The organism is Thermanaerothrix solaris (assembly GCF_032334255.1).
GTDB classification, from domain to species: domain Bacteria; phylum Chloroflexota; class Anaerolineae; order Anaerolineales; family Anaerolineaceae; genus Thermanaerothrix; species Thermanaerothrix solaris.
In genome coordinates, this window is the sequence record NZ_JAUHMF010000002.1 from 293607 (window position 1) to 306613 (window position 13007).

Here is a 13007-nt window from a genome sequence, read left to right on the forward strand (position 1 = left end):
GGTTTACTTGCTTTATCATACCCACAGGCCACCCTCAAAATCTATCAATTTGTGTGACAAAGGTTATACACAACGGGCTTTCTGCTCAGGTGGTCCGCAGCGGGCGGCGCAAGAGGAACACCTTAATGGTATCCAGCAGCAACAGGACTCCCATCACCAGGAGCAGGTCTGCTAGCACCCAGGGTAAAGGCAGGGCGGCCATCAAGGTGCCCGTGGCGGCCAGCAGGATGGTCATGCCAATGGCAGCGGTCGAAGCCAGGAGCATCCAGCGGCTGGGAGGTGAAGCCCAGAGATGGCCATGTTCGCGCACCAGGTAGATCATCCATTGAGCCGTGAACACCAGGGTGATAAACGCCAGGGTCTGCAATTGGCCGCGCGAAAGGCCCAGAACGCCATACCCCCACTGGAAGATGCCCAGGGTTGCCAGCAGCAAAGGAAGGGCCAGGGCCAGCGCCGTCGAGACCAGGGAGCGCACCTGCCAGCGATCCGGTTGGGGGGAGGGGCGCACGTTATCGGTGGACACAGACATGGTCACGAAGTCATTGGCGAACAACAGCAAAATCACTTGCAGGGGTGTGACCACGAACAGGCCATGCAGGATCACCCCCAGGCTCAGGAAGCCGGCAATCTGAATCGTTTTAATGATTTTATTCAGCGTGTACGTGCGCATACGCTGATAAATGCGGCGGCTGGCCTGAATGGCTGCTACGATATTCCCCAGGCCCGGCTGTGTGAGCACCAGGCTGGCAGCGGCTTTGGCGACGTCGGTGGCGTTGGCCACGGCAATGCCTACTTGGGCCTGACGCAGGGCCGGGGCGTCGTTGACGCCATCACCGGTCATCCCGGTCACATGTCCGGCGCGTTGCAACGCCTGCACCAGGGCGAATTTGTGCTCCGGCAGCACCTCGGCGAACACATCGCACGCGCTAGGATCGGCTGCGGCAGCCTCCACATGCGCGGGCTGACACACCTGCTCACCGATACCTACCTGGCGCGCGACTGCCCGGGCAGTAGCCTCACCATCCCCGGTGACCATGATCACCCGCACCCCCAGATGCTTCAATTGTGCGATCAGCGCCGCGGAATCGGGGCGGGGTGGATCCTGGAAAGCCAGCAACCCGCTGAGGGTGAGGGCCGATTCGCTACCCTGGGCTACGGCCAGGAGGCGCAAACCCTGGGCGGCCAGCGTTTCCACTTGGCGTTCCAGGTCGGAAGGTGGCGCGGCGCACAAAGCTGCCACCGCCTGCGGGGCGCCTTTGACCACGCGCCAGGTAGTTTCCGCGGACTCGAAGGTGGCTTCAGAACGCTTGGTAGCCGGGTCAAAGGGGGTGAAGCTGCGACGCTGCGCCCACTCTGGCTCCAGATGGCGCTGGTGGGCAGCTTCAAGGATGGCCAGATCCAGGGGATCCTGCGTCGCCGGATCACTGGCCATGGCCGCGACTTTCAGGAGCGTGTCTTCATCCGTCGGGGCTTGAGGGTAAAGCCCGACCAGGCTCAAGCGGTTCTGGGTGATGGTGCCGGTCTTATCCGAGCACAGGACATCCATCCCGGCGGCCTCTTCGATGGCTGAAAGTTGGGTGACCAGCACCCCTGCGCGGGCCAATTCCCGCGCCCCCAGCGCAGTCGCCAGGGTGAATGTGGCCGGCAGGGCAATGGGTACCGAAGCCACGAGCAGGATCAGCACAAAGGAGAGCGTCTCTAACGCGGAAAAATGTTGGACAAAGAGCGCGTACCCCAGCACGACCGCGGCCAGCACGCCATCCAGCCCAATGAGCGCCCGCACCACGCCAAAAATGACCTGTTCCATCTGGCTGGGGTGCTTGGCTTCCTGCACCAGTTGTGCCACCCGTCCGAAGCGGGTGTGCAAGCCGGTTGCCACGACTTCCACCGTGGCTTCGCCGCGCTGAACCAGCGTGCCGGCAAACGCCATCTGACCAACGCCGACCTCAACCGGCAGCGACTCGCCCGTTAGCACCGCTTGATCCACCTGCAGGTTGCCTTCGAGCACGCGCACATCGGCCGGAAGGATATCCCCCATGCGGATATGGAGGGCATCGCCCGGCACAATCAGTTCCGCCGTCAAAACCTGCCAGGCGCCGTCCCGCAGGATGCGCACCTTCAATTTGAGATCCTGGCGCAGCAGGGCCAGCGCATCGGCGGCGTGCTTTTCCTGCCAGGTACTCAAGAGCGCGTTGAAGACCAAAAGAGCCGCAATGATCAACCCTTCCACATAACGGGTCAGGATCACCTCAATGAGGATGGTGACCTCCAACATCCAGGGCACTGGCCCCCAAAATTTCTTCAGCAGGTTGCGCCATAATTGGGGTTTGGGCTCAGGGATGGCGTTCGGCCCAAATTGGCGCAGGCGGTCGGCTGCTTCGGTGGTGGTCAATCCATGAATCGTAGCGGTATTAAGTTGACTCATGAGGGACGTTCCTCAATGGTGGGAATAATGTCCGCCTTGGGAGGGTGACGCCAAGCCGGGAGCAACGCGCGCCAGGTGCCCACATGCGCCCGTACCACGGCCAGCGCCACCGCCGGTAGGTCCAGCGGTTGGGGGTAAATCAGATAGCGCGGTTCCCAGCGCGGGCGGAATTTGGCTTTAAATGCATGGAGCCCCTGATAGTTGTAGAAGCGCGCGAGGTTGCGGTAGAGTGAGCGCAAAGCGCGTTCAATGACCGGATCATCGGAATGTTCTCCCACGCCGGCCAATGCGCTCAAGCCCAGGTCAAACACAGCATATCCCATTCCCTTGGCCCATTCCAGCAGCGAGACAAAGAGAAAATCCATGGTGCCACTTTCAGTGCGCCGGCGGTGGCGCATCAGGTCCACGCTCACCCCCTGAGGTGGGAGGCCAGGGATCAGGCTGGCAAAGGCACTGATGCGTCCCTCAGCGGTGCGGATCACCATCACCGGGCTTTGCCGCAGGTAGTCGTCATCGAACCAGCCCAGTGAAAAGCGCAATTCGGCCATTCCCCGCGTGCTCAGCCATTCATCGCTGACGGCCCGTAATGCTTCCAGCAGTGCGTGGTCTAGGGGCGGTGGGTGGAACACAGCCGTATGCCCCAGGCGGGAGAAGCGATTCTTGACATTACGAAATTCTTTATTGGCACGTCCCTCCAGGCTGAAGGTGGCTAAATCTACCAGCGCTTCCTGGCCGATCTTCAAGGCGTTAAACCCGGCTGCGGTATAGGCTTCCAGGGTCTCCGGCAAGGTTTGGTAGAACGCAGCCAGCCAGTCATTGTGAGCGCAGAAAGCCTGAAAGGCACGAATGGCATCAGCCAGGTCGGCCGGTGGTCCAATGGGATCGCCCAGTGCCAGGGCGACGCGCCCCTGGAGAGAAAAGGCCACCACCGAACCGCCGGGGGTAAAAAAATAGGCCTTGTCATTCAGTAGCGCCAGGCGTGCCAGCGGCGTGCGCCCCTGCGTCGCGACAATATCGGCGGCCCGCGCCCGCTCGGCGGGGGTGGCGGGGGCGCGCAACACCACCGGACGCAAGAGCATCCACAGGCTGTAGCCGAAGGTTGTAACCGCAACCACGTAGATCGAATCCAGAAAATAGCGTCCGAAATGGGTCACCGGCCCGGGGCCGGGTGGGGTGAACTGCACGAACATGCGCACGGTCTGCACCAAGGCGGTGGGAAGGTCAAACTGGGTGTGAAAATGGCGGTCGAGCAGGTAAAAGCCCAGCGTTCCATATACCAGGGTAAAGAGGAAAGCACTGAGCAGCACCTGTATCCCCTGGCGCACCGAAGGCGGGTCAGAGCGAGCATGAAAGCGATGGCGAAGCAGCCAGAGCAGCAGCGCCAGCACCGCGGCCAGACCGGCCTCCTCATAATCCAGACCTTTGAGCAGATGTCCCAGTGCCGAAAGGATCAACACCCCCAACGTCAACACCCAGGCGGCATATTTGTGCCGCCACAGGCTGCGGGACAGTAAAAGTAAAGCGAACCCGGCCAGGGTTACGGCCAGGCGGCTACCGGTGCGCACCTCCAGCACCATAAACCGATCCAATACTCGCAAGCGCGCATGCAACGCAGGCGAGAGGGCCGAGAGGACGTTGACCACACCCATCAACGCGACCAGCAGGGCAATGAACGAAACCCCCCACTGCTCTACCCCGACCTCTATACGGTTTACCCAACGTGACGCCGGCGAATGGGATTGCGGCATTCAGACCCTCCCGATAACCCGACAAAAGAAATCCGAGTAATAAGATTAAGCCGTTCGTGTTATAATTTTACCCCTCTGAAGAAAACTGCTTCGGTTGTTTGACCGAATGGAGAGGTTATAAACCATGACACCCACGATTGCCCTGGATCATCCGGCGCCGTTATTTTCGTTGCCCGACCTGGAAGGGCGGCAATGGTCGTTAGAGAGCCTGCGCGGCAAAATTGTCGTGCTGTACTTCTGGTCGGCGGAATGCGCCTGGTGCCAGCGCACCGACCCCCATGTGGTTGAACGTGCCGCGACATGGGGTGAGCAAGTGGTCCTACTACCTATTGCCTCGGTTCTGGAAGAGACCCCGGACCAATTGCGGCAGGCGGCACAAGAACGCGGGCTGCCACTGGTGTTGCGTGATGCCGCCCAGCAAGTGGCCAAAGCCTACCAGGTGCAAACCACACCGCATTTCTTTGTTATTGATGCCGAGGGCATCCTGCGGTACCAGGGCGCGTTCGATGATGTCACCTTCCGTCAGCGCACGCCCACTCGTTCTTATGTGGATGAAACTGTGCGGGCGCTGCTGGCCGGGCGTGCTCCCGAGATCAAAGAAACGCTGGCTTATGGCTGTGCGCTCACCCTGCACTAATCCGGGGAGGGTGGCGAGAAGGGACTTTTAACCGTGCGGGATGGAAGCGGCCATTGCACCAGCGCCACCCCTAAGGTCACCAAAATCAGCCCGATCACTCCTTTCAGGTCCACCCCTTCGCCCAGGAAGAGCCAGGTCAGAAGCACAATTTGGGGCAACATAGTGTTAGCCATCAGGCTGGATTCCACCGCGCTCAGCGTTTGCAGGGTATGGTTCCAGAGGGTGAAGGCAATGGCGGTATTGACCACCGCCAACCAGGCGATGATCGCCCACTGAACCAGCCCCAGGGAGGCCGATCCTTGCCAGAGCAGCCCGGCTGCCAGTAGTGGCCAGGATCCCAGGCCCATGCTGAGGGTGGTCACGAGCAGTGGTGAGAGGTTGCGGCGCGAGTTGATCACCCGCCCCAGCAATGAAGACAACGCATTTGCCAGCATCCCTACCAAAGCCGCCAGTAATCCGATCGCTTTCGCGCCGCCGAGATTGAGGGGCAGGAAGTAAAGGCATGTCCCGCCCATGGAAAGCCCGATGCCTATCCACTGCCACCCGCTGGGACGTTCGCGGGTCAATGCGGCGGCCAGGACGGCGACGGCTAAGGGCGAAAGGTTCAGCACCAACGAGACAGTGGCCGAGGGGAGTAGCCCCAGGCTGAAAAATTGCGCGCCCTGCGCCAGGGCGTAGAAGACTATTCCGTAAAGCAGTAACTGGGCCCAATCGCGATAGGAGAGGGTGCCCAGGGCGGCCCGGTGTTGGGGCGAGATTAACAGCCAGGGCAAGAGACAGAGAAAGGCCAGGCAATAGCGCAACCCAGCAAAGGTCAGGGAAGGGAGTTCCGCCCGGAGCCCCAGTTTAATCAAGACCCATGAGGTGGACCATAAGAAGGTGACCAGCAGTGCTTCCAATACCGCGCGCCGATGGGTCGGGGCAGGTGGGGTAGGGCGAGAGGCAGGCGGCGAGGCTGACATGGGTGGGCGAGAGGGTTTTCCCCGCCGGGATTACAACCGCACGATCTCTTGCGGTGGGGGTGGGTTGCCCTCGGCTTCCAGTTCTTTGACCCGTGGGTGGTCAGCGTAGTAACCGCGATAACTTTCGGGCAACAAGACCGCAATGCGGCACATGATTTCATCCGTCTGACGGCGCAGGTCTTCCTGGCGATTGGCCGGATCCAGCGGTGGCAGGCGGAAGGCGGGGCCAAAGCGGGCGGTGATCTTGCCGCGGCGCAGGGTTAGCAGGCTCTTGAGCGCCTTTTCGGTGCCGGCTAATCCGACCGGTACAATGGGCACGTCGGCCTTTTGGGCGATCAACACCGTGCCCGCTTTGCCTTCCAAGAGCTTGCCGGTCGAACTGCGCGTGCCCTCCGGTGCAATGCCCAAAGCCCGTCCCTGACGCAGGACTTCTACCGCTTGTTTTAGCGCGGTGAAATCGGCCTTGGAGCGGTCAATCCAGATCGCCCCGGCGACTTCAACCATGAAGCGAAACAGGGGATAGCGCAGGTACTTATCGGCCACCAGGGCGGTAATGTCCGGACGCACCGGGTTGATGAACAGCAAGGGCACATCCAGGCGGCTAATGTGGTTGGTCACCACCAGAACCCCGCCCTCGCGGGGCAGATGTTCCAGGCCGACGAACTCGGTGCGGGTGAGGTGCTGGTACAAGAAGCGTAACAGCGCTTGTAACTGCTCGCGGGTCATGGTGGGTTGGGCCGAACGTTGAAGGGATTGTTCCATGCTTAAGTATAACCCTATTGTTCCACCGAAGTTTTCGGTTGGGCAGCCGGAACACCTGCCCGCCGGTTGCGCACCGCCTCAAGCACAGCCGGCAACACCGAAATCAGGATGATGGCGATAATGATGAAAGAGAAGTTATTCTTCACGAACGGCAGGTTGCCGAAGAAGTAGCCCCCGAAGATAAACAAAGCCGTCCAGACCAGGCCTCCAACGATGTTATAGGTGATGAAATAACCGTAGCGCATCTGACCGATCCCGGCCACGAACGGCGCGAAGGTACGAATGATGGGGATGAAGCGCGCCAGGAAGATGGTTTTGCCACCATGCTTGTCATAAAAAGCCTGGGTGCGTTCCAGGTACTCGCGCTTGAGCCAGCGCACGTTCTCGCGGAAGACACGCGGGCCGACGAAGTGGCCAATCCAGTAGTTGGCCGTATCGCCTAAAACGGCTGCCAGCCAGAGCATGAAGAAAAGCAGTGAGACGTTGAACGAGCCCTTGGCGGCAAATGCCCCGGCGGCGAAGAGTAGCGAATCGCCGGGCAGGAACGGCGTGACCACCAGCCCGGTTTCAATAAAGATCACTATAAACAAAATGAGATACGTCCACAAGCCAAAACTGCGGATAATCAGGTCAAGGTAGCGATCCAAATGCAGGATCAGATCAATGCCAAAGGAAATCCAGTCCACAGTGCACCTTCCAAGTGAGATTTCACCCCTTCAGCGGCGAGACGGATGTCGTCGAGGGGGTGGCAGAGCGGCGCAGGTAACGGTTAGCCGCCGTTATGAAGATCAAATTAAGCACGCCCAACAGCCCCAAGATGATCGGGGCAAAGTTGCTCAGGTGAGCCAGAGGCGAGGCCGTGCTCTCCGGGAGCGGGAAAAGGGTGCCGATGCCCAGCAGCAGGCCAAACGTATTCCACAGACCGTGCAGAGCGACGGCCAGCAAGTAGGCGCCGACGACGCGCCAGGGGCTGCCACCTTGCCAGGCGGCGGCTAATGCCCAGCCGATCAGCCCGGTAGTGGTCATGTGGAGCAGGCCGGTGCCCAGGCGCCCGATCAGGGTGGGCAGGCTGCCCATCCCGGCGATACCGCTAAGGGCGCTCAGGTTTTCCAGCAGGGCAAAACAGGCCCCGGACAACACACCGAGCAGAAACCCCTGGGCCGGGGTGATCCTGCGCCCCACAAATGTCCACAACGCCAGCGGTTTGAGCAGTTCCTCGATCAGCGGGATCGCCCCTGCCACCAGGAGTAGGGTCAGCGTGATGACGCCGGGCTGGGCGAAGAGATCCTGAAAGTAGGCTTCCAAAACGCGTGGGTCTACCGTCTCCAGGGTGGAGAGGAGCTCCCGTAACTGTTGTGCCAGGTCGGGCCGCGCAGCGATCCAGGCCATAGCCACCAGGCCCAGGATCACAAACAGGCCCACCTCCACGATCAGGATCAGTGGCATGGTCACAACCAGGCTGGTGCTGATCGTGCCCCACCAATCGCTCTCCCACTCCAGAGCCAATCCGTGAGCCCCGAGGTGCAAAAACCACAGCAAGGGCACCAGCGCCCCTACCAAAAGCAGGGGTGGCAAGAGCAGCCAGGCGACGGCAACCTTTTCCAGGGCGCTGTAAACGGTGATCAGCAGCGGCCACAGGAGCATGCCCAGAGTCAGGGCGGGCAACCAGCGCCCCAGCGCGCGCATGGGTTGGGGCCGTCCACGCCAAGTCCGATAGGAGTGCACCACGCCGGGCAGGCATACCACGGCGACCAGGAGTGCCGCGGCGGCTAGACTCATGGCGCCGGTGGCTTGCTGCACGCCCGCGGTTTCACCGGCTGTCAGCGCCAGCAGACCCAAAAACGCCAGCACGGCGGCTCCACCCAGCCCCAGCAGAACCCCAAGGCTGCTGAAGATGAGAAAAAGCACGCTTTGCCAGGACGAGGGCATCGAAGCCGGTGAAGGCGAATCGGTCATTGCTCGGTGATGGTCACACTGAGGATTTTATCCCCTGGGGGGAGCGGGCCCTGACTTTGATCGGGGTCGCGCGGGGTGAGTGCTTTGAGGACATCCATCCCCGCAATTACCTCACCGAAGATGGTGTAGTTGCCATCCAGGTTGGGTAGCGCCTGGTAGGTGATGAAAAATTGGCTGCCGTTGGTGTTGGGGCCGGCGTTGGCCATGCCGACCAGGCCCGGCCGGTCGTATTTGAGGCTGGGGTCAATTTCATCCGGGAATTGATAACCCGGCCCGCCCAGCCCGGTGCCGGTAGGGTCGCCGGTTTGGGCGACGAAGTCAGGAATCACACGATGGAAGGTGACGTTGTTGTACCAACCGTTGCGCGCCAGGAAGATAAAGTTATTGACGGTGAAGGGGGCTTTATCGGCGTAGAGGCGAATGACGATATCGCCCTTTTCGGTCTTAAGCGTAGCGGTGTATTGCTTGCTCGGGTTGATGACCATGGGCGGGCATTGCTTGTACTGACGATCGCGCAATTTGTGCAAGTCGAGAATGAGATTGAGTGTTTGGGTATCGTAAGGCACGCGGTCGGTGGGGGTGAAGATCAGTTGGTCATCGAGGAAGATGAACAGCGAGGGCGTGCCGCTGAGCCCGAGATCCAGCGCCGCTTGATAGGCTTGCTTGACTTTATCCACGATGGCCGTGCTCTTCATGTCCTTCGCCAAGCGCTGGGCATCCAATCCCAGCGTGGCCGCCTGTTGGAGCACCCAGGTTTCAAACTCACTCGGGGTCTGGGTGGCCCAGGTTTGCTGCTGTCCGAAGAGCAGGTCGTGCATCTCCCAGAACTTGCCCTGCAAAGCCGCCGCCTCGGCGACCTGCGCCGCAAGTTGGGCTTTGTCGTGCGAATTCAGCGGAAAGTGGCGAAAAACAACCCGGACGTCCTCGGGATGCTGAGTTTCAAAATCTTTGAGAAAGCCCGCTGCCAGGCCGCAATACGGGCATTGGAAATCGCTGTACTCCAGGATGCTCACCCGGGCGTGATTGGCGCCGCGTTGGTAGTCATCCTTGCCGATGGGGGGAAGTTTCAGATCAGCCGGATTCTTGGGGCTGGGGAACAGATCTACCACCCGGCACTCGGTGGGTGGGGCGGCTTCGGTCGGGGCGGGGGTGGGGGTGGCGGTGGGTGCCGGGGTGGCCGGGGCACACGCGCTGAGGATAAGCGCAAGGATTGTCAACCAGAGAACGTTCTTCATGCAGCGGAGTCCTTTCTTTCCGTCAGGCTTGTCGAAGCGGTGGGGTGACGCAGGCGTTCTAACACCACGTGGCGTAAGGTAGATTGTACCACCGCCAGTGGCTGCGAGGCATCAACGACGACCCAGCGCTGGGGTTCCTGGCGTGCCAGTTCCAGGTAGCCCTGGCGCACCCGGCGGTGAAAATCCAGATCGTAGGCGTCCAGGCGGTTCCATTGCCCGGCACTGCGCCGCCGCTGCAGACCGACTTCGGGGTCTATATCCAACAGAAAGGTGAGGTCGGGGATCAGGCCGCCGGTGGCAAAGGCCAGCAGGGTGCGCAAGATCTCAAGGGAGACGCCGTGCCCATATCCCTGGTAGGCCAGGGTGGAATCGGCGTAGCGATCACACAGCACCAGCGTTCCCTGCGCCAGGGCCGGACGGATCACTTCCTCAACCAACTGGGCCCGCGCGGCTAAAAAGAGCAAAATTTCGGTGCGGGGATGCATGGCCGCATTTTGCAAATCGGTCAGGATCGCCCGCACCTGGTCGCCGATGCTGGTGCCGCCCGGCTCGCGCGTGGTGAGTACGGCATAGCCCTGCTGGCGTAAAAACTCGGCCAGTTCGCGTGCCTGCGTGGTCTTGCCACTACCTTCCGGCCCTTCGAGGGTGATGAACACGGTCGAATGCTCCCGATCAGAACGCGTGGGCGGACTCAATCGCGGAAGATGCGCACGCGGCGATTAGGCTCTTTGCCGTAGGAATGCGAGACCAGGTTATACTGCCGGGCCATCTGATGCTGAAAGCGGCGCACCTCTGCCGAGGCCGGGGGCAGGTCCACATAGCGCTGGCCGTTCAAGACGCTTTGGATGGCGATTTGGGTCTGGGCAGCGATGACCTCCCACTCTGCCGGCGTGTTTTCCGGGGTCAGGTTGAACATTTCCACCAGCGATTGCTCCATTTGGTTAATGGTATTGGCCCGCAAGACGTAAATGGGCATCTGACGTTCCTCGGCGTTGACCACCGGCTGTTGGCGCGAGCGGTAGTAGGTGCGCAGGGTCATCAGCACATCCGCCTCTTCCAGGGTAGGGACGACGATGGCCGGCACCCCTAGGCGTTTGGCCGCCTGAAGCAGGCGGTTACGGGCCACGCCATAGGGGTAGATGCGAATGGTGGGCAGCGGTGCCGGGGGTGTGGCGGGACTCGGCTCATACTCGGGCGCCGGTGTCGGGGTGGGTTGGGCCGGGGAGCGCGAGCTGCGCCCGGTGGCGGGGGCGTAATCGGTGGCGTTGCCGAAGGCACGGCGCAACCCGCTCGGCAAGGGGCGTGGCATGGCCGGTGCCGCCGGGCGTTCGATATGGATCTCGCCGTTTTCGTCGCGATAGCGAATCTCCGGCGGGATGGGGTAACCCCGCAGTAACGCATCCACTGCCGCGGCCACATCGGCGTGCACGTGCAGGCGATTGCGTTCCTGAATCTCGACCAGCACGTCAAACGTGGGTGGCGAGCGGCGCTCCAGCACCGTTTTCTGCGTCCCCCGGCGGCGTGCTTCTTCGTCTGAAAGCGTCACCGACTCCACGCCACCCACCAGGTCGGAGAGGGTGGGGTTGAGCAGCAGGTTTTCCAGCGTGCGCCCGTGGGCAGTAGCCACCAATTGCACCCCGCGCTCGGCAATGGTGCGGGCGGCCTGAGCTTCCAGTTCGCGCCCGATCTCGTCAATGATGATGACCTCGGGGTTGTGGTTTTCCACCGCCTCGATCATCACCTCGTGTTGCAGCGAGGGTGTGGGCACCTGCATACGGCGTGCCTTACCCACTGCCGGATGCGGCACATCACCATCGCCCCCGATTTCGTTCGAGGTATCTACAATCACCACGCGGGTCTTCTCAGCCAGGATGCGCGCCGCTTCGCGCAGCATGGTGGTCTTGCCCACGCCCGGACGCCCCAGGAGCAGGATGCTCTTGCCCGACTCGATGAGGTCCTGGATGATATCAATGGTGCCGTAGACAGCGCGGCCCACGCGGCAGGTCAGGCCCACAATGTGCCCTTTGCGGTTGCGGATGGCCGAGATGCGGTGCAAGGTGCGCTCAAGGCCGGCGCGGTTATCGGCATCGAACTCACCCACCCGGGAGACCACGGTTTGGATGTCGTCGTGGGTGACCTCTTGCTCCAACAAAACGACCTCACGGTCCACGAAGCGGGCCATGGGCGGCCGCCCGAGGTCGAGAATGATCTCCAGTAAATTGTCGCTGTCATCCTCGCGCACCACGGCTTCGGCAACCCGCGGCGGCAGGACATCCAGCAAGGCTTGCAAGTCATCGGTAATTCGCAGTTGTGTCATAGTCCTTCATCACCTGTTAATCGTTCCAAGGTTGCAACTCAATTGTAATAGGATTCATGCGTTATGGCGCCCTCCGGTAAAACGACCCGGGCCGGAAGGGGGCGCGTTTCTTCCGGCAGGGGGCCCATCAGGGCCGGCTGACGGTTATCGCGGCTGGCTGTAGCCGGCGCTAAGACCGGCGCGCGCTGGGCTAAGGTCAGGTGGCGCACCAGCAGGGCGTGTTGAACCACCGCTTCGCCACCCAGGTCGCGCAGGGCGTCTTCCAACCAGGCCTGGTAAGAGCGCACGGCCACATATACCGGGCGCCCGAGCGAGAAGTGCAGGCCGCGCAAGTAGGAGCGCAGTGCCGCTGCTGGCTGGCGCACTTCTGGGTGGAACAGCGGGTAGAGCAAGATGCCCCGCGGGCCGAAATGGGCTTCCATGAAGCCCAGCAGTTCGCCGCCCTGCTGATAGACCATGCCGGCCAGCCCATGCGCCCCGAACGGCTCGGCGCGCTGGACCAGCGGTGGGGTTAGCGCCTGATAGAGGCTGCGGATGGCAAACTCATCCAGGGCGGTGAGGGGCAACCACTCCCCCGCAGGCGCGTCGTTGAGCGGTAAATTGCCCAGTCGCCAGACGCGCTGGCGGGCGTAAACCGCAAACCCACTCTGGCGCAGGCCCTCAAAAAGTGGGCTTTCATCCTCGACGGCGGCCAGCAGTCCCAGTCCACCCTGTTGCCCCACCTGGCGCGCCAGTTCGTCCATCAGGCGCGCCACCAGCGTCATTTGGGACGCGGCGGGCAGGACAAAGGTGACCTGACCGAAGGTGTTGTCATTGCGAAGACTGGCCTGCCCAATCAGGTTAGGGTGGCCCTCGCCAGGTTGCAAGACCGCGGTGAAGGCGTTCTCTTCCAGGCGCAGGTGGCGCAAGACGACCCAGAATCCCAGCGGCCGGCCACGCGTCAGCGCCAGGACGCTATCCAAGCA

At 61.7% G+C, this 13007-nt stretch carries 11 protein-coding genes; 1 reads left to right on the forward strand and 10 read right to left on the reverse strand.

The annotated features are described in order from the left end of the window. Positions 1–85: 85 nt before the first annotated feature. Entirely contained in the window at positions 86–2425 is a 2340-nt protein-coding gene (locus QYE77_RS09520) for a plasma-membrane proton-efflux P-type ATPase (protein ID WP_315625167.1), read from the reverse strand. Beyond that, on the reverse strand, positions 2422–4173 hold the full coding sequence (locus QYE77_RS09525) for a phosphatidylglycerol lysyltransferase domain-containing protein (RefSeq protein ID WP_315625168.1): 1752 nt from the start codon (positions 4171–4173) through the stop codon (positions 2422–2424). Before QYE77_RS09525 ends, QYE77_RS09520 begins: the two co-directional genes overlap by 4 nt. A 124-nt stretch (positions 4174–4297) precedes the next feature. On the opposite strand from QYE77_RS09525, the gene QYE77_RS09530 reads away from it, so the two are divergent. After that, positions 4298–4810 carry a redoxin domain-containing protein gene (locus tag QYE77_RS09530; RefSeq protein WP_315625169.1) on the forward strand — a complete coding sequence of 171 codons (513 nt, stop codon included), beginning with the start codon at positions 4298–4300 and terminating at the stop codon, positions 4808–4810. Here QYE77_RS09530 and QYE77_RS09535 read toward each other — a convergent pair. From QYE77_RS09535 to QYE77_RS09570, 8 genes are read right to left on the reverse strand one after another with little or no spacing between them, the layout of a single operon-like run. Next, a complete protein-coding gene (locus QYE77_RS09535) occupies positions 4807–5772 on the reverse strand; it encodes a DMT family transporter (protein WP_315625170.1) in 966 nt (321 codons plus the stop codon). The two genes, QYE77_RS09530 and QYE77_RS09535, sit on opposite strands and share 4 nt — an antisense overlap. Positions 5773–5802: 30 nt before the next feature. Continuing rightward, complete coding sequence (locus QYE77_RS09540) at positions 5803–6534, reverse strand: lysophospholipid acyltransferase family protein (RefSeq protein WP_315625171.1); 732 nt, start codon at positions 6532–6534, stop codon at positions 5803–5805. A gap of 14 nt (positions 6535–6548) precedes the next feature. Then, positions 6549–7220, reverse strand: coding sequence for a DedA family protein (locus tag QYE77_RS09545; RefSeq protein ID WP_315625172.1), 672 nt, complete (start codon positions 7218–7220; stop codon positions 6549–6551). 22 nt (positions 7221–7242) lie between these two features. After that, complete coding sequence (locus QYE77_RS09550; RefSeq protein WP_315625173.1) at positions 7243–8490, reverse strand: PrsW family glutamic-type intramembrane protease; 1248 nt, start codon at positions 8488–8490, stop codon at positions 7243–7245. Next, a complete protein-coding gene (locus QYE77_RS09555; RefSeq protein ID WP_315625174.1) occupies positions 8487–9725 on the reverse strand; it encodes a peptidylprolyl isomerase in 1239 nt (412 codons plus the stop codon). Before QYE77_RS09555 ends, QYE77_RS09550 begins: the two co-directional genes overlap by 4 nt. After that, positions 9722–10381 carry a dTMP kinase gene (gene tmk / locus QYE77_RS09560; protein ID WP_315625175.1) on the reverse strand — a complete coding sequence of 220 codons (660 nt, stop codon included), beginning with the start codon at positions 10379–10381 and terminating at the stop codon, positions 9722–9724. Before tmk ends, QYE77_RS09555 begins: the two co-directional genes overlap by 4 nt. Before the next feature lie 35 nt (positions 10382–10416). After that, on the reverse strand, positions 10417–12042 hold the full coding sequence (locus QYE77_RS09565) for a R3H domain-containing nucleic acid-binding protein (RefSeq protein ID WP_315625176.1): 1626 nt from the start codon (positions 12040–12042) through the stop codon (positions 10417–10419). 38 nt (positions 12043–12080) lie between these two features. Further along, entirely contained in the window at positions 12081–13004 is a 924-nt protein-coding gene (locus tag QYE77_RS09570) for a hypothetical protein (protein WP_315625177.1), read from the reverse strand. Positions 13005–13007 lie beyond the last annotated feature (3 nt).